The organism is Streptomyces sp. NPDC015171 (assembly GCF_043079545.1).
GTDB lineage: Bacteria > Actinomycetota > Actinomycetes > Streptomycetales > Streptomycetaceae > Streptomyces.
Window position 1 is genome coordinate 12,173 of sequence record NZ_JBIBUO010000009.1, and the last position, 23,872, is coordinate 36,044.

Genomic DNA, 23,872 nt, shown 5'->3' on the forward strand with positions numbered 1-23,872 from the left:
TGGGGTTACTGGCCGGCTGTGTGGGGTTGTGAAGTTGCTGTGCTGCTGCGGCGGGTGGGGAGAGAGTGACATCAAGGGCGCGTACATGTCAGGACCCTGTAATGATGTTGGCGGAAATTCGACTGTCCGATAAACGTTTCCGCTGTGTGAACGGGTACTGCCCGGGGGTGCTCGACCCCCGGACAGCGCCGTGTTCCCGGGCCCGTGGGGTGCGGTTTACGGGAAGGTCAGCTTCCAGCCGTTGATCGTTCCCGTGTCGTACGTGGCCTGATCCTGTACCCGCAACTTCCAGGTCCCGTTCGCGGATTCGGCCGCCGCGTTGACGGTGTAGGTCTCGTTCACGTCGTCCGCCGAGTCCGAGGAGCTGAAGTTCTTCAGCCGGTAGGCGGTGCCCGACGGGCCGACCAGGTCGATCACCAGGTCGCCGCGCCAGGTGTGGGTGATGTCGACGCTCACCTGGAGGTTGCCCGGCGCGTTCCCGGTCCGGCCGGAGACGGCGATGTCCGAGGTGACGGCGGGGCCGTTGTCCGGCACCGAGACCGGCGTGGTGCTCTCGTACGACGTGCCGCCGCCGCCCCCGCCGCCGGAGCGCGAGCCGACCCCGATGCCCGCCCAGGCGTCCTGCACGGCCTTGTACTCGGCGCTGGTGGTGCCGTACAGCTCGCCGGCCGCCGCGAGGGTGCCGGTGCGGGCGCCCGAGTAGTTGGTGGTGGACGTCCACTTGGTGGTCAGCGCCCGGTACCAGATCTGGAGCGCCTTGTCCCGGCCGATGCCGGTGACCGGAAGGCCGTCGGCCGTCGGCGAGTTGTACGTGACGCCGTTGATGACCTTGGTGCCGCTGCCCTCGCTGAGCAGGTAGAAGAAGTGGTTCGCCGGGCCGGACGAGTAGTGCACGTCGATCCCGCCGATGCCCGAGTACCAGCTGTCCTTGGACGCGCCGTCCTTGCTGGGCTTGTCCATGTAGCGCAGCGGGGTCCCGTTGCCGTTGATGTCGATCTTCTCGCCGATGAGGTAGTCGCCGACATCGGAGGAGTTGTTGGCGTAGAACTCGACACCCGTGCCGAAGATGTCCGAGGTGGCCTCGTTCAGGCCGCCGGACTCGCCGCTGTAGTTGAGGCCCGCGGTGTTGGAGGTGACACCGTGGCTCATCTCGTGGCCCGCGACGTCGATCGCGGTCAGCGGCTTGGCGTTGCCGGAGCCGTCGCCGTAGGTCATGCAGAAGCAGCTGTCGTCCCAGAACGCGTTCACGTACGAGTTGCCGTAGTGGACGCGCGAGTAGGCGCCGACGCCGTTGTTCTTGATGCCGCTGCGGCCGAAGGTGTTCTTGTAGAAGTCCCAGGTGACCGCGGCCCCGTAGTGGGCGTCCGCGCCGGCGGTCGCGGCGTTGGAGTTGGTCCCGTTGCCCCAGGTGTCGTTGGTCTGGGAGTACAGGGTGCCGGTGCCGGAGGTGCCGTGGTTCAGGTTGTACGTCTTGTGGCCGCCGCGCGCCCCGTCGGTGAGCGTGTAGTTCGAGCCCGACTGGGTGGTGGTCAGCGTGACCTGGCCGCTGTACTGGGTGTTGCCGATGCCGTTCTTGACGCCCTGGAACTCGTAGAGCTTCTTGCCCGTGGACGCGTCGGTGATGACGTGCAGCTGGTTGGGGGTGCCGTCGTCCTGGAGGCCGCCGACGACCGTCTCGTACGCGAGCACGGGCTTGCCGGTCGCGGCCCAGATCACCGTACGGACGCTGTCCGCGGCCGACTTGGTGCCGCCGAGTGCCTTCGCCCGCTGCACGGCCTGCTTCTCCGCCGCGCTCTTCGCCACCGCCGGGGTGAGGCCGGCGACCTTCAGCGTGGCGCCGGTGGCCCGGACCACGTCCATGGTCTTGCCGGTCTTCGAGGTGGCCACCACCAGGTCGCCGCCGAGGACCGGCAGGCCGCCGTACGTCCGCTCGTAGCGCGTGTGCAGCGTTCCGTCGGCGTCCTTGACGACGTCCTTGACGACCAGCTGCTCCTTGCCGCCCAGGCCGATCTGCCGGGCGGTGGCGGTCTTGTCCGCGTCCGCGTGGCGGATCAGCTCGGCGCGCTGCGAGGGCGTGAGTTTGAGGGCCACATGGGCCGGGTTCGCCTTGCCGGGCTGCGGCTTCGCCGGTGCTGCGCTGGCGGCGCCGGACTGGACGGCCGCGGCGATCAGCGCGGCGACGCCGGCCAGGGCGACGGTGGCGGTGCGGTGCGCGCGGTGCGAGGTGTGGGAGGTGCGTCCGCGAGAGGAATTGCTTCTCAACACTGACTCCTTCTGCGTGACCGCGGCTCGCGCGGCCAGGGGAGACCGGACGGTGGGTTGGGACGTCCGGGCAGAGCAGGGCGTTACGCGGAACCACGTGCAGGTGCGGAGCCGGCTCACTCGCGCGTGCAAGAAGCTGTGGGGTTGTTGTGAGTCGGCCTGGGAAGAGTGGCAGGAGATCCGGACATCTGTCAGGACCGCGTCACGAACTTGGCCGGAAATGGTTCGTTGACCGGTTGTTCATGTTCGGTATGCGGACTGTTGGGAGGGACGCCGTCCCGCCGGGGAGCCGCGGGGCCCGGGCCGTCCGGGCGGATCTGGATGCCTGCCTATTCCTGACGGATCGTCAGGTTGTGGCGTCCGGCGGTCCTTGCCACCCCAGAACCCGTCGTTTAAAATACGATTGCGCATTGCAAATAAATCACGATCGGTAAATCGCGGTCGCACAGAGCTTCGCTCGGGGCATTTCTCGGAGCACTTGGGGGATTAATTGGGGGCGTCTGAAGTCGCCGACCGCGAACGGGCCGTGTGTATCACCGGAATCGGCTGGACGACAGCGCTCGGTGACGGTCTCGACGAGGTGTGGCACCAGTTGATGGACGGCCGCAGCGGTGTCGCGCCCCTGCCGGCCGGCGGCCCGCTGCCCGCGCCCGCCGCCGCCCTCCTCACGGACGGCGTCCCGGCGTCGCCCCCGTCCGAGCGCCAGATCCGGCTCGCCGTGACCACCGCGACCGCCGCCCTGGGCGACGCCGGCTGCCCGGCCGCCGACGTCGACGCGCTCGTCCTCGGCAGCAGCCTCGGCCCGCACCTGGACGACGCCGCCGAGATCCCGCCGCACGCCCTGACCGCCGCCGTCGCCGAGCAGCTGGGCGTGGCCCGGTCCGCCTCGGTGAGCACCGCCTGCTCCTCCGGGGCCGACGCGGTGCTGGCCGGCGCCGCCCTGCTCACCGGCGGCGAGGCCGAGCGCTGCCTGTGCGGCGGCATCGACCTGCTGACCGCCGGCAAGCTCCTCGGCCACCAGGCGCTCGGCACCCTCTCCGCCTCCGGGGCCGTCCGCCCCTTCGACACCGGCCGCGACGGCACCCTCTTCGGCGAGGGCGCCGGCTTCCTGCTGCTGGAGACCCGGGCGGCGGCCACCGCCCGCGGCGCCCGCGTCCTGGGCGAACTGGCCGGCTGGGGCGCCTCGAACGACGGCACGGGTCCGACCGCACCCGACGACACCGGCGCCGGGGCGGTCCTCGCCGTACGCCGGGCGCTGGCCAGGGCCGGCGCCGACGCCGACGACATCGCGGTGATCAACGCCCACGGGACCGGCACCCTCGCCAACGACGCCGCGGAGGCGGCCTGTTACGCCACCGTCTTCCGCGGCGAGCGCACCCCGGTCGTCTTCGCCACCAAGCCCGCCTTCGGCCACACCCTGGGCGCCACCGGCGCCCTGGAGGCCATCGCCCTGCTCCTCGCGCTGCGGCACGGCACCGTGCCCCCGCTCGGCCGGACGGGCACCGTCATGCCGGAACTCACCCTGCCGCTGGCGACCGGCGAGGCCCGCGAGATCACCGGCTCGCTCGGCATCAGCCTCACCCTCGGCTTCGGCGGCTTCAACACCTGCCTCCTGCTGGCGGCCACGGACGGGGGAACCGCGTGAACGAGTCCCGGTGGTGCCCCGAGGGCGCCGTGATCACCGGCGCAGCCACCGTCGAGGTCGACGACCCGGGCACGGTCAGGCGCCGCCTCTCCGGGGTGTACGCCGACCCGGTGGCCTGGCTGATGGCCGAGGCGGTGGCGTCCGCGCTGCACGACTGCGGCGAGGCCGCGCCGGACCGGCCCGAGGAGGTCGGGGTGATCGGGGTGAGCGAACACGCCACCCGGCACACCCTGCGGGCGCTCGCCGACGCCGTACCGCACGGCCGGCTCTCGCCCATGCGGTTCGCCGGCGCCGGACCGGGCTCCCTGGTCGGCGTGGTCTGCTCGGTCTTCGGCCTCCACGGGCCGGTGTCGATGCTGCCCATGCCCCTCGCGCCGGCCGCGCCGCTGGCCAGAGCCCTGTGCGGCGACTGGCTGTACGGCGACCCGCCCGGCGCCGCACACGTCCTGGTCGTCACCCACGCCACGACCGACGAAGGCAAGCACCAGGCGCACTGCCTGGTCGTCAGTGGGCCGACGCCCACGCGGAGGCCCCGGAGAACATGACCCCGCAGAACATGACGGAGCAGCACCTCGACCCCACCCTGGTCGCCGACTTCCTCGCCCGTATCGAGGAGGTGTCACCGGCCCAGGACACCGACTCACCGGAGCTGTCCGCGCTGGTGGACCGGTTCGCGGCGCTGCCCGCCCCGCCCGGCGCGGTCGTCGTCATCGCCCTGCCGAACGGCATCCGCGCCCTGCGCTTCTTCTTCGCCGTCTCCCTCGCCGGACACACCCCCGTCCTGCTGTCGCCCTCGACCCCGGTCACCCGGGTCCGCGAGGTGGCCCGGGAGCTGGGCGCCTGCGCGCTGGTGCGGGCGGCCATCAGGGCCGAGGGCGTGCACGGCGTCACCCGCATCGGCGGCGCCGACCTGGGCGTCTTCACCGACTGGCCGCACCAGCAGCACGGGCCGGGACATGTGATCCTGATGAGTTCGGGCACCTCGGGCATGGCCACCGGCTGCCTGCACCGCCTGGACGCCCTGCTGCGCAACGCCCGCCGCCACAGCGGCTCCATCGGCCAGGGGCAGGGCGACACCGCGCTCGTCAGCCTGCCCGTCTACTACTCCTTCGCCCTCGTCGCCCAGGTGCTCGGCGGCCTCGTCAGCGGTTCCCGCCTGGTCATGGCGGGACCGCCGTTCTCGGTGGCCAACTACCTGGAGACGGTCACCGGCCGGGGCGTCACCCTCTCCTCGCTCACCCCGAGCCTGGTCAAGTCGGTCGTCACCGCAGGCGGTGAACTGCCCCCGCCGCTGCGCGCGCTCTCCGTCGGCGGCCAGGCCCTCGACCCGTCGTACGTGTCCCGGCTGCTGAAGCTCAATCCGGAGCTCGGCCTCTACGTCACCTACGGGCTCACCGAGGCCGGGCCGCGCGTGTCCACCCTCGCCGCCCACCGCGAACCCCCGCACCGGCACGGTTCCGTCGGCCTGCCCCTGGCCGGGGTGGAGGTCCTCACCCGCCCCGCCGACACCGGGGAGCGGGAGCTGCTGGTGCGCTCCGACACCGTCTACCGGCGCCGGGTCGGCGAGCCCGCCCCGTCCAAGCGCGGCGACCTGATCGAGCCGGGCCTGCTGGCCACCGGCGACATGGGCCACGTGGACGACGACGGGTACGTGTACATCCACGGCCGCTCCTCGGACTTCGCCATGGTGCGCGGCGAGAAGGTGTCCACGGCGACCGTCCGCCGGGCCGCCGAGTCGCTGCCCGGCGTGGTCCGCGCCGCGACCAGGATCGCCGGCGTCGACGACGACTCGGCCGTCCTCGAACTCGACGTCTTCGTGGACGACGCCGTACCCCCCTCGGAGGCGGAGATGCGGCGGCACCTGCGCTCGCTGCTGACCCGCAACGAGCTGCCGCTGACGGTCCGCATCCAGCCCCTGCGCGCCGGCGAGCACCACAAGTGACGGCCCCGGACCCGCTCACCCTGTACTGCGTGCCGCACGCGGGCGGCTCCGCCCGCAGCTTCGTGCGCTGGCGGCGCGAACTGCCGTCGCCGCTGCGGGCGGTGCCGCTGGAGATCGCGGGCAAGGGCGTGCGGTCCCGCGAGCCCCGGCAGGCGACCCTGCGCGAGGCGGCCGCCGACCTCGCCCACCGGATCGACCCGCCGGGCCGGTACGCGCTGCTCGGCCACAGCATGGGCGGCCTGCTGGCCTACGAGGCCGCCCGCGCCCTGCACGCGCTGGGCCGGCCCGCTCCCGAGTTCGTCCTGGTCGCCGCGACCCGCCCGCCGCACCTCCTCGGTGCGTCGCCCTACGGCCCGCTGCTCGGCCTGGACGACGACGACGCGCTCCTCGACGCGCTCGCCGACCATGGCCGGATCCCGCCGGAGCTGCGCACCTCACCGATGCGGCACCAGTTCGTGCCGGTCATCCGGGGCGACCTCGCCCTGGTCGCGGGCCACCGCCCCGACCCCCGGCCCGACCCGCTCCCGAGCGACCTGATCAGCTGGTACGGCACCGGCGACGCGGACACCCCGCCCGAGGTGATGGCCGACTGGCGGCCGTACACCCGCGGCGAGCACCGCGTCGAGGCGTTCGAGGGCGGCCACTTCTTCCCCCACGAGCGCTTCCCGGAGGTCGCGGCACGCCTCCTGGCCCTCGCGGACCGGCACGCGGCCCGCTGACGTCCGGGCCCGAGCGGCGCCCGAGCGCGCCCGGTGGCCGGGCGCCGGGCCGCGATGAGCAGGGCGCCGGGCCTGGCTCCGAACAGCGGTGAGCGGGCCGTCGACACGAGGTCGACGGCCCGCTCACCTGCGTCGGCGGGGCGACGGGTCGATCAGTGCTGCACGGGGCAGCCGTTCCCGCCGCCGCGCACCGGGGCGTCGGTGTCGTGCCGGGTGCCCAGCAGCCAGTAGGCCTCTTCCGCCGCCCGCCACAGCTCCGGGAACAGCGCGAGCTGCGAGCGGGCCTCCAGCGTGGACAGCGACCGGCCGCCCAGGCTCTGCGGCAGCTCGGACTCGTCACCCTCGGTGTTCTCCTTGCGCAGACCGGGCTGTCCGCCCAGCTGCGACCAGACCATGATCAGGTGGTTCTGCTTCCAGCCGAGGACACTGGAGTCAAGGCGCAGCATCGCCTCCCGGACCAGGGCCAGCGACTGCGCCTGCGGCGAGCCGGGCCCGGTGTAACCGTCGTCCTGCTGGGCGATCACGTCCTGCAGGGACAGCCCGGCACGCTCCACCGCCTGCTCGTACGCCTTCCACACCGGCCGGGCCACCCGCCGCAGATTGCGGTAGCCGGGGGAGTCCAGGCCGGTGGCGTCCTCGGGCAGCGCGTTGCGCATCATCAGCAGGCCGTGCTGGGGCAGATGGTCGGTGAGCAGCCGCACCGCCTGCACGGTGACCTCGCTCAGCCCGGTGGCCCGGTCGAACAGGCGCACCGCCTGCTGGTACCGGTCGTGGTCCAGATGGGTGAGGGCCCGGCGCAGCTCATAGTGGATCTGCACCCAGGCGTACTCGGTGATGAGATGCGTCACCTGGAAGAACCGCTGGTCGGGGTGGTCGGTCTCGCTCTCCGGGACCAGCGCGCCGAGCGCGTCGGTGAGGTGCAGGACGTTCTCGTAGTTGCTGCCCCGGTCGAAGTCGTACGACAGCAGGGCATTGGGCTCGTCCGGGTTCAGCGAGCGCTTCACCGCGTCTCTCCCTTGGTGAACTCGATCAGCCAGTGGCCGGGCAGTTCGAACTTCTTCGCGTCCGTGAGGGTGAGCCCCACCTCGCCGCCGAGCATGCGCAGATCCTCCCGGCTGCGCTCCCGGCCGCCGAGCAGGACCAGCATCAGCAGGTCGGCGTAGCTCGCCATGACCGGGTCCTTGCCGCTGTCCAGCAGCCGCTCCACGACGACCACCCGGCCGCCGGGTTCGAGGGCCTCGGCACAGCGGCCGAGGATGCGGACGGCGTCGCGGTCGCTCCAGTTGTGGAGCGTGTTGGCGATCAGATAGACGTCGCCGCCGGTCGGCATCGGCTCGAAGAAGCTGCCCGCCACCAGCGCGCACCGGTCGGCGACCGGGGTGACGGTCCCCTTGGCCTCCTCGATGACGCTGTCCAGCTCCAGCAGCGTGCCGCGCAGCGCCGGGTGCTCGGTGAGCAGCTTCAGCAGCAGCGAGCCGTTGCCGCCGCCGACGTCGACGACGTGCTTGACGGACGCCCAGTCGTAGATGCGGGCCAGCTCGGGGACGAGCCGGCCGGCGATGCGGGCGATGCCCGTGTTGAAGGACTTCTCGATGTCCGGGTGGGCCTCCAGGTCCGCCCAGAAGGGCCGGCCGTGAGCCTGCTCGTACACCGGAAGACCGGTGCGCACGGAGTCCATGAGCCGGCCGATGGCCGGTTCGAAGCGGGCCTCCATCGCCCGGCTCGGGTCCTCGTAATCCAGCCACTTGCGCAGATTGCTGGGGTGCTCGCTGAGCAGCACCCGGCCCACGTCGGTCAGCTCGTAGGCCTTGCCCCCGTCCTCCGGGGTCTCGGTCTCGGCGAAGAGGCCGAGGAGGCTGACGTAGTGCAGCACCCGGCCGAGCGACTGCTCGTCGGTGCGGGTCTCGGCGGCCAGCGCGGCCGCCGTCCGGTGCCCCTGCTCCACCAGGTCGGGCAGGCGGAGGGTCGCGGTCACGCGCACGGCGGTGGGTGTGAACCCGGAGCCCAGCGCGAGGATCGTGTTCAGGGGGTCTTGACGGAACACGTCATAGCTCCTTGTCGTTCTCGTTCAGCTTCTTCGCCGGGCTCCCGGAGGAATCCAGAAGGCATATCAGGGGTTTTTCTCGATCTCGTCGAGGGCGTCCAGGAACCGGACGAGTTCCTCCTGGGTGCCGAGCGACGTGCGGAGGTATCCGGGGAATCCGAACAGCCCGGCATTGCGAACGAGAATGCCGAAATCGGCGGCGAGACGGTCCTGCGCGAGGCCGGCGTCCCGGGCCGCGACCGCGACGAAGTTGGTCACCGAGGGCAGATGGGCCCGCCCGCGGCGGTCCAGCTCCGCGGTGAACCAGCCGCGCCGCTCGGCGGTGGTCCGGCGCACCCCGTCGAGGAAGTCCCGGTCGCCGAGGGCGCTGAGCGCCGCCGCCTGCGCGAGCCGGTTCACACTGAACGGCAGGGAGCGCAACGTCTGCCGCAGCGCGGCGATCAGCGCGGGCCGGCCGACGGCGTAGCCGATGCGCAGCGCGGCCAGACCGTAGGCCTTGGAGAAGGTGCGCAGCGCGACGACCGGCGCGTCCCCGTCCAGCAGCTCGCGGGCCTGCGGGACGTCCGGGCCCGCGAACTCCATGTAGGCCTCGTCGAACACCAGCGGCACCCCGCTGCGCCCCGACGCGTCGACCAGCGCGGTCAGCTCCGCACGGGTGTGGGCCGCCCCGCTCGGGTTGTGCGGATTGCACAGATAGCCGATCCCGTGCTCGGGCAGCCGCGCGGCGAACGCGTCCGCGTCGAGGGCCGTGCCGTTCAGCGGTACGGCGGTGCAGCCGCGCCCGATCAGGTCGAGGCAGGTGCGGTAGCCGGGGAACGTGCCGTCGGTGACCAGGCCCGGGCGGGTACGGTCGCCGAAGGTGAGGGCGGTGGCCAGGACCAGCTCGTCACTGCCGTTGGCGACGGCGATGTGGTCCGGGCTGACGTCCCAGTGCTCGGCGAGGGCCCGGATCAGCTCCTGGCGCTCGGGGTCCGGGTAGACGTTGACCCGGCCCAGCTCGCGCTCGGCCGCCCGCAGGGCCGCCTTGCTCGCCCCGTAGGGGCTCTCGCTGAGGTGGAGGCGGACCAGGTCGTCGGCGCCGGGGACGCTCGCGTTGAACGACTTGGCCGGGGCGGGGGAGCCGGTCACAGATCGTTCCCCAGCAGGACGCCGAAGCAGTAGCTGCCGACCTCGGCCTCCAGGGTCAGGAAGCAGTGCTCGCTGCCGGCCGGGATGCGCATCACGGCGGGCGAGACCAGCTCGTGGCGCTCCCCGTCCAGCTGGACCTCGATCCGGGCGCCGCCCTTGTTCGGGGACACCAGCAGGTACAGCTCGTCCACCGGGTGGGTGTGCGGCGCGGCGACCGGCTTGCCGATCAGCGCGCTGAGCTCACCGCCGGCCAGCTGCACGGGCAGGCCGCCGAACATGTCGGCGGTGAGGTAGAACGGCGCGGGCTGGTGATGGCCGGCCACCGCGAGCGGGATGGGCAGGTCCTCGATGATCTCGGCGTTGCCCGGACGTCGTTCGGTGGTCACTGCGCCTCCAGGACGAAGAGGTAGGTGTGCGGGGCACCGAACGGGATGGTCCGGCGCAGGTGCAGGCCGCCCTCTCGGAAGAGGTCCTCGTACTGCTCGCGCGTGTAGATCGGGACGCCCATCAGCGCGTGCGCCATCTCGAAGCCGCTGGAGAAGACGGGCAGGGTGTCGTTCTCGCCACGCGGGCGGACGGTGGTGTCGCCCAGCAGGAAGGTGTGCGCGTTCGGGAACGCCTTGCGCAGCGCCGGGATGACGTCGTGGCGGGTGGTCGGGTCGACCAGCAGGTCGTGCAGGAACATGAAGCTCATCGCGACGTCGACCTGGTCGGCGCCCTCGATGCGGCGGCCCCGGAAGAGGACGTCGAGGACGTCGGCGCAGATCGGCTGGACGCGGTCGGCCAGACCGTGCCGCTCGACGGTGCCGGCGGCCAGTTCGGTGGCCGAGGCGCTGATGTCCAGGCCGAGACCGCGCGCGCCCTGACGGGACTTGACGAGGCGGCAGACGCGCTCGCTGATGCCGCTGCCGAGGTCGGCGATGACGGAGAAGTCCAGCTCGGCGATCTGCTCGTCGAGCAGATGGCGCATCAGGGCCAGGTCGGCCTGGGCGGAACCGAGCGCCACCATGGCCTCGTTGCGCAGGACGTCCTTGCCGAAGACGCGCTCCTCGCGCGCGATGGACGCGGCGCTCGCGAACACGTCGTGGTATCCGCCGACGCCCCAGGTGAAGAAGCCGATCTTCCGGCGGAGTTCGTCCCACGCCGGGGCGGGCGTCACCTGGTCACCGGAGACGACGAGATATCCGAAGCCCTCGGCGGCGGAAAGCAGCCGGCGGAAGACCGTTTCGTTCAGCTGCCGGACCTGGCAGTACTCCGGGACATCGAGTCGTCCGTTCTCGTCGAACCAGGTGAACAGACCGAGCTGCTCAAGGGCGAAAACGAGATTGGTGGCGATGAATCCATTGAATGCGGTGTCGGCGTCGAGCGGGGTCTTCGCGTCTCCACGCCAGTCCGCGGGGAGGAAAACGGATTCGCCTGCCTCGGGTATGCCGTCGCGGGAAACGGGAGCAGTCACAAGAAGAGCCTTCCTTGTTCAGTCGATGCCGACGACATCTCGGTCGGTGCCGACGACTTTTCGGTCTCGGTGCCGACCGGTCACGCGAGGGGAGACGTGGTGGCGATGCGGTCCACGGCGGACGCCAGTTCGCGCACGGTGGGGTGGTCGAAAAACAGCCGGGTGGGCAGGTGTATGCCGAGCTGCCGGCGAAGCCGGATGAGCACCTGCGTGGCTTTCAGGGAATGGCCGCCCGCTTCGAGGAAAGGGGTGTCGTCATCGAAGTCGTCATGGCCGAGGACCTCGATCCAGGCGTCCCTGACCTGCTCTGTCATCGTCAGCGCAGGCGTGGGTGCCGATGCTTCGGAATGCGTCGCGAAATGCGCTTCCGGACGTGTTTTCACACCGTCGTCGGTCAAAAGAGATTCCCCCGTGTCATTGCGGCTGACAGTTCATCGCACCCGAGATGGCGCCGCCGTGGAACGGCAGCGCGACCAGGCATGACTATAGGAGCTTTGCATCGTTGATCCCCCGTGGAAAGGGACGCGTAACCGGTGGATCAAACCGGTTCGGTCCTCGAGCTGAATGCTCGCTGTGGCGGCCAATGCCGATATCGGAGGGTAGGCAGCGGCCATCGAGCCAGTCAAGGGTCGATTATCGGCCACGCCCGGCCTCGTCGGCCTGGACCAACATATCCGAGTCACGTGTCAACTGCCCAGCGCGGGGTACGAGCACCGGCCAGCCGCTTGGCTGAAAAGTTGGTTGACGGCCGAAACTTGGCGTCCCTACAGTCAGGGGCGTAGTTTGTGAACACAGTATTTCAGGACTGCCCTCGACCGGGGCGGGTTCCGGCGTGACAGGGGGAATGATGTACGCCGCTACGGGGGATCATGAACTGGCCGGTGAGCCAGCCGGGCACTTCGACAGAGTCGCCCTCGGACTTCTCGCCATCGAACTTCACTGAAAATTAAGGCGAGTTCGAGCTGCCTGCCACGCAACTGCGCTTTTTCCACAGGGCGTTGGCGGCGTTTCTGATCTTCCTTCCTCCATCCGGTGCACCTTCCGGCAGCCCTGCCACGCGCGGGCACAGCCCGGCCACGCACCGGCCGTCCTCACGAGACGCACCAAGGAACGTGTTGAGGCATGCGATTCTGGGCGCCGGCGGAGTCGGGCTCGCTCTGGGAGCGGCCCTGTCCCGCGGCGGCCACGACGTCACGCTGGTGATGCGGGAGTCCACCCGGGCCCGGTACTCCGGCGTGGTCGACGTGCGCAGCAAACTGCGCGGCGACCACCGGGTGGCGGTCCGCGCGGTCGACCGGCTCGTCGAGTCCCCCGACGTCCTGTGGGTGACGGTGAAGGCACCGGCGCTCGACGCCGCGCTGGCCCGGACCGACCCGGCGCTGCTGCCGGGCGCCGTGGTGCCGTTGCTCAACGGCCTCGACCACCCCGGCCCGCTGCGGGCCAGGTTCGGCCCCCGCCAGATCGTCGGCGCCATCCGCATCGAGGCGGAGCGGACCGGACCCGGCCAGGTGACCTGGAACTCGCTGTTCGCCGAGGTCGTCCTGGCGGCGGACGAGGGCTTCACCGCCCGGCCCGGGTCCCCCACGCCCGACCTGATCGCCGAAGCCCTCGCGGACGCCGGCATCGGCTGCGCCACCGCACCGGACCCGGCCGGCGTCCTCTGGCACAAGCTGGTCCTCCTGCTGCCCCTGGCCCTGGCCACCACCGCGGCCGACGGCCCGCTCGGCATCGTCCGCCGCCGGCCCGAGCTGCTGGCGCTGCTGCACGACGCCGCACGCGAGATCTGCGCCCTCGCCGCGACCGAGGACGTCACCGTGGACGCCCCTCACCTGCTGCACACCCTCGACAAGCTGCCCGGCCGGACCGACACCTCCCTGCACCGGGACGTGACGGCCGGGGCCCGGCCGACCGAACTCGCCGCGCTCACCGAGCCGGTACTGCGCCGCGCCCGGGACCGCGCCCTGCCCCTGCCGGCGATCGCCGAGCTGACCCGCCGGGCCGCGGAGCGGGAACTCCGGGCGGACACTCCCGCACCGCAGTGATCCACCTACAGCAATGGAGAAACGTTATGACCGTCGGTTCGGGCGAGAAGCAGGCCGAAACCCTGGAAGCGACGCTGAAGCAGATCCTCGTCGACGACCTCTTCCTCGACGTGCCCCCTGACCGCATCGGGGACGACGACGGTCTCCAGGACGTCCTGGGCCTCGACTCCCTCGGCTTCGTGGAACTGCGCGCCCAATGCGAGCAGCGCTTCGGCGTGCAGATCACGGACGCCGAGTTCACCCCGGTCCACTTCCGCTCCGTCCGCACGGTCGCCGACCTGGTGCGCACCCTGCGGGCGGACGCCGGCGAGCACGTGGCGGTCCCGAAGTGAGGGAACCCGCCTCCTCCGAGCACCTGGACGTCTGGCTCGCCTGCCAGCGCGAACCCGATTCCGACCGCTACAACGTCACCGTCGACCTGGAGTTCACCCCCGGCGTCGACGTGCCGGCACTGCGGGCCGCCCTCGGCGACGTCCTGCGCGCGCACCCCGCGCTGCGCGGCTCCTTCGCCACCGAGGGCGGCGAGCTGTGGCGCACCACCGAGGCCGATCCGCCGCTCGCGTTCGTCACCGACCCGCTGCCCGGCCGCTACGACCGGGCCGAGGCCGTCGCCCGCGCGGTCGTCGCCGGCCGCGCCCCCTTCGACCTCGCCACGGCCCCGCTGCTGCGGGCGACCCTGCTGACCGGGGACGGCGGCGCGCTGCTCGCCGTCTCGATGCACCACATCGTCTCCGACGGCTGGTCCAGCCGGATCCTCGCCGAGGACCTGGTGGCGGCGTACCGGTCCCGGGTGACGGGCGGCCCGGGCCTCGCCCCGCGCCCCGCCCCCGAGACCGACACCGCCGCCGACGAGATGGCCGACTCCGCCGCCGAGGCGTACTGGTCCGCCGCCCTGCACGACGCCCCCGCCTCCCTCGCGCCGCCGCACGACCTGGTGCCCGAGGACGGCTTCCCCGGTCCCTCCGGCCGGGTCGAGATCGCGCTGCCCGACGAGGTGACCGCGGCCGTCCAGGCCCTGGCCGCCGCCGAGCGCAGTTCCCCCGCCGTGGTGGTGCTCGCGGCCTGGTCCGTGCTGCTGCACGCCTGGGCCGGGGAGACCGAGGGCACCCTCGGGATGGTCTTCGCCGGCCGCCGGGACAGCGACGCCGAGCGCGTCGACCTGTTCAGCCGGCTCCTGCCGATGCGCGGCCGGCTGGACGCGGGGGACCGTTTCCTCGACGTGACGGCCCGGCTGCGCGAGCAGATGCTCGACGCGATGGAACACGCCCACCTGCCGATGCGGCGGCTGCGCGAGATCCGCAGCGAGCGGTCCGACGGACCGGGCGTGGAGCGCACGGCGTTCATGTACACCCCGGCCTACGAGGACGAGTGGCAGGCGGGCGAGGCGACCGTGCGCCGCTTCGACCACCCGGACGAGACCACGAAGTACGAGTTCTCGGTCAACGTGCTGGAGGGCTCGGCCGGCACCCGGCTCTGCGTCTACTACGACACCGCCCGCTACCGCCCCGCCACCGCCGAACTCTTCGCCGAGGAACTGCGCGAGCTGCTGGCCCGCGCGGCGGCCGCCCCGGACACCCTCTGCGGCGAACTGCTCGCCGCCTGCGACCCGGGCCTGCCCGGCGTCGCCGCGCACGGCGCCCCGGTCGGCACCCCGGCTCCCGGCATCCCCGAGCTGGTGCTGCGGCACGCCGCCGAGCGGCCGGACGCCGTCGCCGTACGCCACGGCGAACGCGTCCTCACCTACGGCGAACTCGGCGCCCGCGCCCGCGAGCTGGCCGGCTGGCTGCACCGGCGCGGTGTGGGGCGCGGTGACACCGTGGCCCTGCTGCTAGCGCCCGGCGTCGACACCCCGCTGTTCTGGCTGGCCAGCGCCCTGGCCGGCGCCGCCTACCTGCCGCTCGACCCGGCCTACCCCGAGGCCCAGCTCCAGCTGATCGTGGACGACGCCCGCCCCGCGGTGCTCGTCGTCGACCCGGAGTGCGGGCACACCCTCGACGTGCCCAAGGACACCGCCGTACGGCTGGACGAGGTGCCGGCGCAGGCGCGCGGCCTGGCCGCGCCCGAGGTGCCGTACGACGACGCCGCGACCCTGTGCGTCCTCTACACCTCCGGGACGACCGGCCGGCCCAAGGGCGTCGTCCTGCCGCACCGCGGTCTGGCCCGGCTGTTCCTGCGGCCCGACTTCATCCCGATGGACGAGACCGACGTGGTCGCGCAGCTGTGCCCGCTCAACTTCGACGGCGCCAGCTACGAGATCTGGGGCGCGCTCACGCACGGCGCCGAACTCGTCGTCCTCGACAAGCACCTGGTGCTCAGCCCCCGCGAGATGCGGGACGTCGTCCGCGCCCGCGGGGTGACGACCCTGCTGGTGACGACACCGCTGCTCAACCGGATCATCGAGGACGCGCCCGACACCCTCCAGTCGCTGCGCCGCGTCTACTTCGGCGGCGAGCTGATCTCCGTGCAGCACATGCGCCGTGCGCTGCGCTGGAGCCGTCCCGGTGTGCTGCTGCACAGCTACGGCCCCACCGAGAACTCCTTCACCTCGACCTGGTTCGCGATCACCGATCTCGCGGCGAACGCCCGGACCGTCCCCATCGGCCGTCCGGTGCCCGGCACCGAGGTGCGGGTGGTGGAGGAGGGCGGCACCCGTCTCGTCCCGCGCGGCGTGCCCGGCGAACTCCTGCTGGGCGGCGTCGGACTGGCCGACGGCTATCTGAACGCGCCCGAGATGACGGCCGACCGGTTCGTCACCGACGGCACCACCCGGCTGTACCGCACCGGCGACCGGGTGCGGTGGACGCCGGAGGGGCTGCTGGAGTTCATCGGCCGCAAGGACAACCAGGTCAAGATCCGCAGCCAGCGCGTCGAACTCGGCGAGGTCGAGGCCGTGCTGGACGCCCATCCGGCCGTCGAGTCGGTCTTCGTCACCACCCGCGTCAACCCGCGCGGCGAGAAGGAGATCGTCGCCTACGCGGTCGCCGCGCCCGGCACGGACGCCGACGAGATCGGCCGGCACGCCAAGCTGCGGCTGCCCGCCTTCGCGGTGCCGAGCCACCTCGTCCTGGTCGACGCGCTGCCGCTCACCCCGACCGGCAAGATCGACCGGCGCCGGCTGCCGGACGTGGACCGTGCGGGCAGCGCCCTGCGGCCCGCCGCCGCACCGGCACCGGAAGCCGCTGCCGCACCGGAATCCGCTCCCGCACCGGAACCGGCCCTCGCGCCGGCGCCCGCGCTGCCCGTCGTACTGGACGGCGTACGCGCGGCCTGGCGCGCGGTGCTGGAGCACGACGGCTTCGGGGACAGCCGCAACTTCTTCGACGCGGGCGGCCATTCGCTGCTGCTGGTGAAGCTGCGCGAGCAGCTGAGGCTGGCGACCGGCGCCGACGTCCCGGTCATCGACCTCATGCGGCACGTCACGGTCCAGGAGCAGGCCCGGCTGATCGCCACGACCCACCGGCCGCCGGCCGCCGCGCCCGCCGCGCCCGCCGCGCGACGGTCCACGGCCCGGACACCGCTGGCGCACCGGACGGCCGAGCCGCGGCCCGCCGCCGACGGACCGCGCCACCATGTCCTCGCCCTCTCCGCCGCCACCGCCGACGCGCTCGCCGCGGCCCGGGAGCGGCTCGCCGCCCACCTGGAGGCGCATCCGCTGACGGCGCTCGCGGACGTCGCGTACACCCTGGACCGCGGCCGTGAGCGGTTCGCGCACCGGTTCGCCCTGGTCGCGGCCGACCGGGAACAGGCGGTACGGGCACTGCGCGACGGCAGCGGCCAGGCGCACGGGCACACAGAGCCGGGCACCGCCCCCGCCGTGGTGTTCGCCTTCACCGACGACCCCGACGGCTCCGACGCCCTGACGCGCCGGACCCGGCTCGCCGAACGGTTCGCCCGGTGCGGCGTGACCCCGGCGGCGGTGCTCGGCGCCGGCCCCGGCCGGATCGCGGCGGCCGTGGTGAGCGGAGCCCTCGGACCGGAGGACGGCCGGCGGTTCGCCGCCGACGAGTCGGCGGCCGTCCCCGTGCCCGGCCGGCCCGCCGTGCTGTGGAGCACCGCGCTCGGACCGGTCACGCCCGACGGACCCGCACCGCAGCGGGAGCACCTGGCCGCCGAGGCCGACCCCGCCAAGCTGCTCCAGGTCGCCCGCGACCAGCTCGGCGAGGTGGCCGTGCTGGAACTGCCGGCCGCCGACCTCGACGACGAGGCCCTGCTCACCGCCCTCGCGGGGCTGTGGTGCCAGGGCGTGGAGCCGCGGCTGACCCCGGACGGGCCGGGGCGCCGGCTGCGCCTGCCGGGCCACCCCCTTTCCTGGGCGCACGGCGCCCGCCCCGACCACTCGTGAACGTCTTTGAACAAGGAAGGTCCGCATGTCGCACGTACGAGGCGAAGCCGCCGTTCTCGTCGAACCCGGACGCCTGGAGGTGGAAGAGGTCAGCTTCCGGGAGCTGAACGAGGGCGAGGTCCTGGTCCACAACGCCCTCGCCGCGATCTGCGGCAGCGATGTGCACCGGGTGCGCGCCGAGTCCCCCTTCTTCCGGGACATGCGGGACCACCCCTACCCCTGCCCGGCCGGCTACCCGGGCCACGAGGGCATCGGTGAGGTCGTGGAGAGCCGGTCGGACCGGTTCAAGCCCGGCGACTTCGTGCTGACCGTGCCCAACCACGCCTACATGGCCTCGTTCGCCCGCTACCAGACCATCGCCGACCGGTTCCTGCTGCCAGTGAAGAACACCGGCACCCCGACCGTCCACCTGATGGCACAGCAGCTCGGCACGGTCGTCTTCGCGCTGAAGCGGTTCTGGCCGGAGCCCGTGCCGGAGGGCCGCACGGCCGCCGTCGTCGGCATCGGCTCGGCGGGCCTGCTGTTCCTGCAGATGCTCAGGCACCGCGGCTTCGAGAAGGTCGTCGCGGTAGACCTGGAGCCGGGCCGGCTGGAGGTGGCGCGCTCGCTCGGCGCGGACGCGACCGTGCTGGTGCCCGGGCAGAGCGCCGAGGAGGTCGTCATGGAGGTGACCGGCGGCAAGGGCGCCGACCTGGTCGTCGAGGCGGCCGGCACCGACGGCGCCCGCGAGCACGCCTTCCGCATGGTCGGCCAGCAGGGCCGCCTCGGCTTCTTCGGCATGCCCGAGGACTACGACATGCGCATCCCGTACGCGCATCTCTTCGTCCGCAACGCCCAGTTGATCAACGCGGTGGGCGGCGCCCAGCTGGAACCCGGCCTCGCCTCGTTCCGCACCGCCCTCGACCTCATCGGGGACGGCGCGATCCGCGTCGACGACCACATCACCCACACCTTCGACATCAAGAACATCGCCGACGCCTTCGACCTCGCGCACACCCGACGGGACGGCGTCGTCAAGGTCGCGCTCACCTTCGACTGAGGCAGGGTCGCATGTCAGAACTCTCCAAGCGCTCCGACCCGGTGGCCGTCATCGGCGTGGGCGGTCGCTTCGCCAAGGCGCCCGACGTCCCGGCGTTCTGGGACAACCTCGTCGCCGGCCGCGACTGCTTCCAGCGGGAGCCGGTGCCGGTCGTGGAGGACCTGGGCGAGGACCGGCTGCGGGTCCACTCCTGGGGGGTGGCCCCGCACCGGGACGCCTACGACAGCGCGCTCGTCGGCATCAAGGGCCTCGACCCGCAGCACGGCATCCTCCAGGAGTCGCTGTGGCAGGCGGCCGAGGACGCCGGGCTGCGGCTGTCCTCGATCGCCGAGCGGACCGCCGTGTACGCGGGCGCCGCCCGCATCAAGCATGTGCCGCGGGCCGCGTTCGACGACGTGGTGCACGTCGACCCGACGTTCGCCGGGCCCTACTTCTCCTATCTCCAGGACGTGTGGGGCGAGTCGCTCATGCTGGACTCGGCGTGCGCCACCTCGGGCGTCGCCGTCCATCTGGCCTGCCAGAGCCTGCGCCTGCACGCCTGTGACTACGCGCTGGCCGGCGCGGTCGCCATCCAGGAGGACGCCGACGGCTCCTATGTGCGCGGCCCGCGCAGCATCTACTCCACCGAGGGCATCGTGCGCCCCTTCGACCGCCGCCACAACGGCGTGGTCCCCGGCGACGGCTCCGGAGCCGTCCTGCTGCGCCGGCTCGACGACGCCCTGCGCGACGGCGACCCGGTCTACGCGGTCATCCGGGGCAGCGCCGTCACCAACGACGGCCGCGCCAAGCCCGGTTTCGTCATCCCGGGCGTGGACGGCAAGGTCCGCGCGATGCGCCGGGCCCTGGAGGCGGCGAGCCTGACCGGGGCCGACATCGACTACGTGGAGACGCACGGGGTCGGCATCCCGCTGAACGACCAGATCGAGGCGACCTCCCTGATCGAGGCGCTCGGCACGGAGGGCGAGCCGGTCGCGGTCGGCTCGGTGAAGGCCTCCGTCGGGCACTGCGACACCGCGGCCGGCATGGCGGCCCTGATCAAGACGTGTCTCGCGATGGACCGCGGCTTCCTGCCCGCGACCCCCAACACCGAGGACCCCATCGAGGAGTTCACCGGGCGCGGCGCCCGCTTCCAGATCCTCCCCGAGGGCCGTCCCTGGACCACGAACGGCCGTCCCCGCACGGCCGGCCTGATGTCGGCCGGCGTGGGCGGCACCAACGCCTTCCTCGTCCTGGAGGAAGCCCCGGCCGCCTGACCGGCCGGCCTCTTTTCCCTGCCCTACCGAGCAAGAAGCAAGGAGCACACATGTCCGTCAACGCCGATCTCTACATCGAGGTCAAGAACTTCTACGCCCGTCAGATGCGGGTCCTGGACGACCTCGACATCGAGCAGTTCACCGCCACCTTCACCGAGGACGGCTCGGTCGCCCACCCGCACCGCGGCGAGAAGGTGGAGGGCCGCGAGGCGATGCGCACCAAGATGAAGAGCATGCTCCCGATGTACGAGGGCCTGGTCACCCGCCACTGGTTCGACCACTTCCTGATCGAGGCGGGCGAGGGCGACGCCCTGCGCGTCACCTACTACTCCCTGGTGACCCAGACCAACACCAAGGACGAGGTCCACTTCTTCTCGTCCTCCAGCGTCGAGGACAACATGGTGCGCGTGGACGGCGAGCTGCGCATCCGCGAGCGGACCATCCACCGCGACAACCCCAAGTACGGCCGCGTCATCTGACGCTCCGCCACCGGACCGCGCTTCACGAAGGAGGGCAGAGCAGATGGCAGAGCACTGGGAGCTGCCGCCGGCCGAATGGAACGACACGGCACGGCCGTTCGAGGACCAGGTGAGCATGATCGACCTGATCGAACGGCGGGTCCGGGAGAACCCGGGTGCCCCGGCCGTCCGCCTCGGAGACGGGGAGGAAAGGACGTACGCGCAGCTGTGGGCCGATTCGGGCCTGCTCGCCCGCTTCCTGAGCGCACAGGGCGTGGGCCGGGGCGCGTTCGTCGGCATCCTGCACGAGAACTCGTACGACAGCGTGCGGGCGGTGCTGGGCGTGCTGCGCTCCGGTGCCGCCTATGTGCCGCTGGACGCGCGCTGGCCGGCCGCGCGGATCGCCGCGCCCGTGGGGCACCTGGGCATCGGCTGGATCGTCACCAGCCAGGCCCTGGCCCGCCGCGCGGAGGAGGCCGGCCACCTCGCGGGCGCCGGCCTCCGGCTGGTCTGCACGGACCTGCGGGAGGCGGCCCCGGATCCGCTGGACACGGAGGCGGTGGGCCTGCTGTGGGACTCCGTCGCCGAGGACGAGGACCAGGCCCGGGCCTCGGGCTTCAACCAGAACCCGGCCGACGGGATCTCCGCCGCGCAGATCGAGGGGTACGTCGCGCATGTGCGTGACCTCGTGCTGTCGGCGGCGGACCGGCCCCGGGTGGTCGAGGTGGGCTGCGGCGCCGGTCTGATCGCCTGCGCGCTGCGCGGCCGGGTCGCCGGCTACACCGGCGTCGACGTGTCGTCCGTGGCCCTGGAGCGGGCGGCCCGGGAGTACGGCGAGGGCGCGCGGTTCGTGCAGGCCGCGGCGGACGGGCTCGGCGGCGTGCTGGAGCCGGCCGGCGCCGATGTGGTGGTGCTGGCCAGCGTGGCCCAGTTCTTCCCGGGCTTCGAGTACCTGCGGTCCGTGCTCCGGGACGCGCTCGGCGCGCTGGCGCCGGGCGGCGCGGTGGTCCTGGCCGACCTGGAGGAACCGGGCGAGGACGGCGCACCGGGGCATCTGCGGGTGCCCGCCGCGTGGTTCGGGGAACTGGCCGGCGCCCTCGGCCTGCCGGTGCGGGCCGAGATCCACCGCCGCGAGGGCGACACCTGGCCGCCCGTCCTGCGGGACCGCTACGACGTCGTGCTGCGCCTCGCGCCGGCGGAGCAGGCCGTGCCGCACACGCCGGTGATCAGCACCTGGAGCGAGGTGGAGGCCGCCGTCGACCTGCCGCTCCCGGCCGGTCCCGGCGCCGACGACACCGCGTACGTCATCTTCACCTCGGGCTCCACCGGTGTGCCCAAGGGCGTCTCGGTGCGCCACCGCAGCGCCGTGAACGTCATCGAGTGGGTCAACGAGACCTACGCGGTGGGCCCGGACGACTGCCTGCTGTGGGTCACCGCGCTCACCTTCGACCTGTCCGTGTACGACCTGCTGGGCATCCTGGCGGCGGGCGCCAGCCTGCGGGTCGTCCCCACGGTCGAACTCTCCGACGGCGAGCGGCTGCTGGAGATCATGCGACAGGAGCCGGTGACCTTCTGGGACTCGGCGCCGGCCGCGCTGAGCATGGTGATGTCCTGCGCGACCGCGCCGCGCGAGGGCGCCCCGGTGCCCGGCCTGCGGCTGGTCTTCCTCAGCGGCGACTGGGTGCCGCTGGCCCTTCCCGACCGGGTCAGGGCGCACTTCCCCAGGGCCCATGTGGTGGCCCTGGGCGGCGCGACCGAGGCGACCATCTGGTCCAATCACTTCGACGTCGGCGCGATCGACCCGGAGTGGACCAGCGTGCCGTACGGCAAGCCGATCCAGAACGCCCGCTACTACGTCCTGGACGAGGACCGCAAGCCGCTGCCGATCGGGGTGGAGGGCGACCTCTACATCGCGGGCGTGGTCGTGGCCGACGGGTACGTGGGCGATCCGGAGCTGTCGGCGGCGAAGTTCACCGCCGACACGGTCAGCGGCCTGGCGGACGAGCGGATGTACTCCACCGGCGACCGGGCGCTGTGGCGCACCGACGGCAACCTGGAGTTCCGGGGCCGCCGGGACGACCAGGTGAAGGTGCGCGGCTACCGGATCGAGCTGGGCGAGGTGCTGGCCGCGCTGCGGCGCGTGCCGGGAGTGGTGGACGCCGCGGTCACCACGCTGCGCGGCGACGACGGCCCGCAGATCGTGGCGGCGGTCGCCACCGGCACGGCGGAGCCGGACCTGTCCGGCGGCTTCGTGCGCCGCCACCTCGCCGGCGCCCTGCCGAGCTACATGCTCCCGGAGCATGTGCTGGTCCTGCCGGCGCTGCCGGTCGGCCCCACCGGCAAGGTGGACCGCGACCAGCTGGCCCGGCTGGCGGCACGGCCCCGGGTCCGCCGCTCGCGCTGACGGTGAGGGGCGGGGCGGCGGACCCTTCGGCCCGCCGCCCCGCCCCGCGCCCACCGGGGGCGCCGCCCGTCCCGCTACTGCTGGACGCCCAGCTTCCACACCATCGCCGCGACGGCGTCGGAGTTGATGTCCAGCGTCCGCTGGTTGATGTTGGCGGGGGTGTCACAGGCCAGGTGGTAGCACTTGTCCATGGCCTCGCCCGCGGTGCCGCCCCACTTCGCCACCTGCTCGGGGGTCTTGATCTCGGCGGATCCGGTGAAGATGCCGCCGACCTTGACGCCCTTGGCCAGGAACGGCTCGTGGTCGCTGCGGCCGTTGAGCGCGGTGGCCGGCTCGGTGGGGATGCCCTTGGCCGCGAAGTAGTTGTTGAAGTGCTTGGCGACGTCGGGGCTCTGGTCGTAGACGAAGTACCCCGGGTTGGGCGAGCCGATCATGTCGAAGTTCAGGTAGGCGCTGATCTTCGACAGCTCGGCCTTCGGCAGGGTGTCCACGTAGTGCGTGGAGCCGATGTACGTCTCCTCCTCCGTGCCCCAGAAGCCGAAGCGGAGGTGCTCGGACGGGGAGATCTTCTTCGCGGAAACCGTGAGGGCGGTTTCCAGGATGGCCGCGACACTGGAGCCGTTGTCATTGATTCCGGGGCCGGTGTCCACCGAGTCGAGGTGCGCACCGACCATGAGCACCTTTCCGGAACGCCCGCCGTGCGGCCAGTCGGCAATCAGGTTCCAGCTTTTCTTGCCGCCGAACTCGAATTCCTGGATCGTGGTCTTGTATCCGGCCGCGTCCAGCTTTCCCTTGACGTAGTCGAGGGACGCCTGATAGCCGGGCGTGCCATGGGCGCGGTTACCGTTGTTCGCGTCGGAGATCTGCTGGAGAGCGGTGAGGTGCCGCATCACCTTGGTGATTGAGATGTCGGGCGCCGCACTCTTCTGAGCAGGCGTTTCGGCGTGAACGCCGGACGCGCCCAGCATCAGGGCGGACAGCGTGGAGGCCGCGATGACGGCCGGGCGGGACAAAGTGAAAGGCACTGCGAATTTCCCCTCGTGGTGCGGATGTTGGGATTTTCCGATCAAGGGGTCCCCCGTGATCGTCTTGAATATTTCATGACCCGGCGAGTCGACGCCACCGCCTTCACAAGCGG

Annotated in this window: 19 protein-coding genes; 11 read left to right on the plus strand and 8 right to left on the minus strand. The window is 72.3% G+C overall.

Translation table 11 applies throughout. The features are described from left to right. Positions 1-216: 216 nt before the first annotated feature. A complete protein-coding gene (locus ACF073_RS24080; protein ID WP_392073190.1) occupies positions 217-2,262 on the minus strand; it encodes a M4 family metallopeptidase in 2,046 nt (681 codons plus the stop codon). A gap of 526 nt (positions 2,263-2,788) precedes the next feature. On the opposite strand from ACF073_RS24080, the gene ACF073_RS24085 reads away from it, so the two are divergent. Genes ACF073_RS24085 through ACF073_RS24100 form a run of 4 tightly spaced genes read left to right on the plus strand, consistent with a single transcriptional unit; the run spans position 2,789 to position 6,568 of the window. Next, a complete protein-coding gene (locus ACF073_RS24085) occupies positions 2,789-3,907 on the plus strand; it encodes a beta-ketoacyl synthase N-terminal-like domain-containing protein (RefSeq protein WP_392073192.1) in 1,119 nt (372 codons plus the stop codon). Next, a complete protein-coding gene (locus ACF073_RS24090) occupies positions 3,904-4,452 on the plus strand; it encodes a polyketide synthase (RefSeq protein ID WP_392073194.1) in 549 nt (182 codons plus the stop codon). The genes ACF073_RS24085 and ACF073_RS24090 overlap by 4 nt, the downstream gene beginning before the upstream one ends. Continuing rightward, positions 4,449-5,849 carry a class I adenylate-forming enzyme family protein gene (locus ACF073_RS24095; protein ID WP_392073196.1) on the plus strand — a complete coding sequence of 467 codons (1,401 nt, stop codon included), beginning with the start codon at positions 4,449-4,451 and terminating at the stop codon, positions 5,847-5,849. The genes ACF073_RS24090 and ACF073_RS24095 overlap by 4 nt, the downstream gene beginning before the upstream one ends. Beyond that, the gene (locus tag ACF073_RS24100; RefSeq protein ID WP_392073197.1) at positions 5,846-6,568 is read left to right on the plus strand and encodes a thioesterase II family protein; all 723 of its coding nucleotides are present in this window, start codon (positions 5,846-5,848) and stop codon (positions 6,566-6,568) included. The genes ACF073_RS24095 and ACF073_RS24100 overlap by 4 nt, the downstream gene beginning before the upstream one ends. A 152-nt stretch (positions 6,569-6,720) precedes the next feature. On the opposite strand, the gene ACF073_RS24105 is transcribed toward ACF073_RS24100, so the two are convergent. From ACF073_RS24105 to ACF073_RS24130, 6 genes are all read right to left on the minus strand, one after another. After that, positions 6,721-7,572: a hypothetical protein gene (locus tag ACF073_RS24105; protein WP_392073199.1), complete on the minus strand. Its 852-nt coding sequence runs from the start codon at positions 7,570-7,572 to the stop codon at positions 6,721-6,723. Continuing rightward, positions 7,569-8,612 carry a methyltransferase gene (locus ACF073_RS24110; RefSeq protein WP_392073201.1) on the minus strand — a complete coding sequence of 348 codons (1,044 nt, stop codon included), beginning with the start codon at positions 8,610-8,612 and terminating at the stop codon, positions 7,569-7,571. The genes ACF073_RS24105 and ACF073_RS24110 overlap by 4 nt, the downstream gene beginning before the upstream one ends. Before the next feature lie 66 nt (positions 8,613-8,678). Continuing rightward, positions 8,679-9,740, minus strand: coding sequence for a pyridoxal phosphate-dependent aminotransferase (locus ACF073_RS24115; protein WP_392073204.1), 1,062 nt, complete (start codon positions 9,738-9,740; stop codon positions 8,679-8,681). Then, complete coding sequence (locus ACF073_RS24120) at positions 9,737-10,126, minus strand: cupin domain-containing protein (RefSeq protein ID WP_392073205.1); 390 nt, start codon at positions 10,124-10,126, stop codon at positions 9,737-9,739. Before ACF073_RS24120 ends, ACF073_RS24115 begins: the two co-directional genes overlap by 4 nt. Continuing rightward, entirely contained in the window at positions 10,123-11,196 is a 1,074-nt protein-coding gene (locus ACF073_RS24125) for an SAM-dependent methyltransferase (protein ID WP_392073207.1), read from the minus strand. The genes ACF073_RS24120 and ACF073_RS24125 overlap by 4 nt, the downstream gene beginning before the upstream one ends. 80 nt (positions 11,197-11,276) lie before the next feature. Further along, complete coding sequence (locus tag ACF073_RS24130; protein WP_392073209.1) at positions 11,277-11,594, minus strand: acyl carrier protein; 318 nt, start codon at positions 11,592-11,594, stop codon at positions 11,277-11,279. Between the two features lie 717 nt (positions 11,595-12,311). Between ACF073_RS24130 and ACF073_RS24135 the strand changes: the two genes are divergently transcribed. From ACF073_RS24135 to ACF073_RS24165, 7 genes are read left to right on the plus strand one after another with little or no spacing between them, the layout of a single operon-like run. Beyond that, positions 12,312-13,238, plus strand: a complete 927-nt coding sequence (locus ACF073_RS24135; protein ID WP_392073211.1) for a ketopantoate reductase family protein — start codon at positions 12,312-12,314, stop codon at positions 13,236-13,238. A 26-nt stretch (positions 13,239-13,264) separates the two neighbouring features. Further along, positions 13,265-13,570: an acyl carrier protein gene (locus ACF073_RS24140; RefSeq protein ID WP_392073213.1), complete on the plus strand. Its 306-nt coding sequence runs from the start codon at positions 13,265-13,267 to the stop codon at positions 13,568-13,570. Continuing rightward, positions 13,567-17,580 carry an amino acid adenylation domain-containing protein gene (locus ACF073_RS24145; protein WP_392073215.1) on the plus strand — a complete coding sequence of 1,338 codons (4,014 nt, stop codon included), beginning with the start codon at positions 13,567-13,569 and terminating at the stop codon, positions 17,578-17,580. The genes ACF073_RS24140 and ACF073_RS24145 overlap by 4 nt, the downstream gene beginning before the upstream one ends. 25 nt (positions 17,581-17,605) lie before the next feature. After that, positions 17,606-18,619 (plus strand): zinc-binding dehydrogenase, encoded by a 1,014-nt coding sequence (locus ACF073_RS24150; RefSeq protein ID WP_392073217.1) that lies wholly within the window; start codon positions 17,606-17,608, stop codon positions 18,617-18,619. Between the two features lie 11 nt (positions 18,620-18,630). Beyond that, positions 18,631-19,872, plus strand: a complete 1,242-nt coding sequence (locus ACF073_RS24155; RefSeq protein ID WP_392073219.1) for a polyketide synthase — start codon at positions 18,631-18,633, stop codon at positions 19,870-19,872. 50 nt (positions 19,873-19,922) lie between these two features. Further along, positions 19,923-20,351, plus strand: coding sequence for a nuclear transport factor 2 family protein (locus tag ACF073_RS24160; RefSeq protein WP_392073221.1), 429 nt, complete (start codon positions 19,923-19,925; stop codon positions 20,349-20,351). A 43-nt stretch (positions 20,352-20,394) separates the two neighbouring features. Beyond that, complete coding sequence (locus ACF073_RS24165) at positions 20,395-22,734, plus strand: amino acid adenylation domain-containing protein (protein ID WP_392073223.1); 2,340 nt, start codon at positions 20,395-20,397, stop codon at positions 22,732-22,734. A 74-nt stretch (positions 22,735-22,808) separates the two neighbouring features. Here ACF073_RS24165 and ACF073_RS24170 read toward each other — a convergent pair whose 3' ends face one another. Beyond that, on the minus strand, positions 22,809-23,759 hold the full coding sequence (locus ACF073_RS24170; protein WP_392073225.1) for a M28 family metallopeptidase: 951 nt from the start codon (positions 23,757-23,759) through the stop codon (positions 22,809-22,811). Between the last annotated feature and the right edge of the window lie 113 nt (positions 23,760-23,872).

Excerpts from the sequence above, each read along its gene's own strand:
- ACF073_RS24095 (WP_392073196.1), top strand. The coding sequence starts at position 4,449 with ATGACCCCGCAGAACATGACGGAGCAGCACCTCGACCCCACCCTGGTC.
- ACF073_RS24165 (WP_392073223.1), top strand. The coding sequence starts at position 20,395 with ATGGCAGAGCACTGGGAGCTGCCGCCGGCCGAATGGAACGACACGGCA.
- ACF073_RS24160 (WP_392073221.1), top strand. The coding sequence starts at position 19,923 with ATGTCCGTCAACGCCGATCTCTACATCGAGGTCAAGAACTTCTACGCC.
- ACF073_RS24150 (WP_392073217.1), top strand. The coding sequence starts at position 17,606 with ATGTCGCACGTACGAGGCGAAGCCGCCGTTCTCGTCGAACCCGGACGC.
- ACF073_RS24155 (WP_392073219.1), top strand. The coding sequence starts at position 18,631 with ATGTCAGAACTCTCCAAGCGCTCCGACCCGGTGGCCGTCATCGGCGTG.
- ACF073_RS24140 (WP_392073213.1), top strand. The coding sequence starts at position 13,265 with ATGACCGTCGGTTCGGGCGAGAAGCAGGCCGAAACCCTGGAAGCGACG.